Source organism: Acinetobacter sp. 1294596, from assembly GCF_000582925.1.
Classification (GTDB): Bacteria; Pseudomonadota; Gammaproteobacteria; order Pseudomonadales; family Moraxellaceae; genus Acinetobacter; species Acinetobacter radioresistens.
In genome coordinates, this window is sequence record NZ_JFCC01000090.1 from 1 (window position 1) to 2065 (window position 2065).

Genomic DNA, 2065 nt, shown 5'->3' on the forward strand with positions numbered 1-2065 from the left:
AAAAATAAGAGTGAATTAATTATTTTAAAAAATTAATAATAAATACTTTGAAATAAATTAATCAGTACAAATATTAATATCTGGCAATAAAAATAGGCTTCTAAATAGAAGCCTGATGTATGATTTTATTATTTTCTTTATTTTTATTCTTGTTCTCTTATATTTATTATTTTTCCATTGTTTTGCACAAAGAACAGATCACTCCACTGTGCCGATGCGAATACATCACATCTGGCCGTTCATAATTTTCATTACATGCTACACAGTGATAGACAGTTGCTACCGGTGTCCCTTCTGTATCGTAGCGTGCCTCTTTCAGACCATCATTACTATTTTTAATATAGTATTTGCCCTTGGTCAGTAAACCCATCAGGGGCGTCAGGATAAAAGCTACCAACAGTGCAATCAGAGGGGAATAAGGTGCCAGAAATTCACCAAGCAGGCCAAAGAATGCCGCAATAGATAACCCAGCCGCTACCAGAAATGACACCATGCCTACCGGGTTAATGTTATAAAGCATGTCACGGCGGTATTCAGGCTCTTTAGGAGAAAGCTTTAGTACATATTTATTAATAGCAATATCAGTCGCGACCACCACTACCCAGGCTATTGCAAAGTTAGAGTAAAAACCTAGGATTTTACCTAAAACTGCAAACATATTGCCTTCCATCAGTGCCAGTGCAATGGCCAGATTGACCATCACAAAGATAATCCGACCCGGATAATGCTTGGTAATACGGGTATAAGCACTCGTCCAAGCCAGTGATCCTGAATAGGCATTGGTAACATTGATTTTGATCTGTGAAATTACCACCAGAATGACAGCAAGACTGAGAGCCAGCCAGCCTGGTAACATGTCATGGAATGCTGCATTGAACTGTTGCACAGGTTCAGTACTGTTTACACCTGGAATTTTTGTAAGAAGATAAAAACCTAAAAATGCCCCAATAATTTGCTTGATTGCACCCAAAATGACCCAGCCCGGACCTGCAGAAATTACTGCGATCCACCAGGATTTACTATTTTCCTTAGTTTTAGCGGGCATAAAACGCAGGTAATCAATCTGTTCACCAATTTGCATGATGAGTGAAAGACAGATTCCTGCACCCAGCATGATTGCTGCCATATCTAATACTGCAAATCCCTCATTTCCGCCATAAGCAGCAAACTGGCTTATCAGATCAGGTTCCTGATAAATCAGATAAGCGACCGGTCCGATCATCAGTATCAGCCAGATTGGGGTAGTCCAGACCTGTAATTTAGTGAGAGCTTTCATACCATAAATAACTAGTGGAATAACCAGCACGGTAGAGACCAGATAGCCTGCCCAGAGGGGAATACCTAAACCCAGTAACAAGCCTTGCGCCATAATTGATCCCTCAAGCGCAAAGAAAATAAAGGTAAAACTGGCAAAGATGATACTGGTTAGCACTGAACCAAAGTAGCCAAATCCAGCTCCACGTGTAATCAGGTCCAGATCAATATTGTAACGTGCTGCATAATAAGCCAGTGGAATACCTGTTAAAAAAATAATGAGCGCCGCAAATAGAATTGAAAACACTGCATTTGTAGTACCATATGCCATGCCGATACTGGCACCAATAGAAAAATCTGCCAGATAAGCAATTCCGCCTAATGCTGTAATGGCTACTACCTTTGGACTCCAGCGTCTAAAACTGTGAGGCGCATAACGTAACGTATAATCCTCTAGGGTTTCATTGGCGGCAGAAGAAGGACTATTCTCTAGTACATCTGTTGCTGATGAGTTATGCATCACAAACACTCCTGTTTTTATTTTGTGTCTGTCTAAATGCTTAGCAAAAGTAGTGCCAGTTTTCTAAATAAAAAATAAAATATATTAATTTGCTGAAAAATATAAATTAATATTTAAATAAAATTCTTGATCTAATTTAAAATTTATGTAAATTTTTAGAAATAGAACTAATTTAAGCCCCAATATAAAGCGGCCTTAGAAAATTATATATATTCGATTGAAATCTATTTTTATATAGTTTTATTATCTTTATGTAAATTAAAATTTATAAATGGTATAAGGTAATATATT

Annotated in this window: 1 protein-coding gene; it reads right to left on the reverse strand. The window is 37.5% G+C overall.

All coding sequences use genetic code 11. The features are described from left to right. Positions 1–166: 166 nt before the first annotated feature. Positions 167–1774 carry a purine-cytosine permease family protein gene (locus J502_RS15860; RefSeq protein WP_034685162.1) on the reverse strand — a complete coding sequence of 536 codons (1608 nt, stop codon included), beginning with the start codon at positions 1772–1774 and terminating at the stop codon, positions 167–169. Positions 1775–2065: the final 291 nt, after the last annotated feature.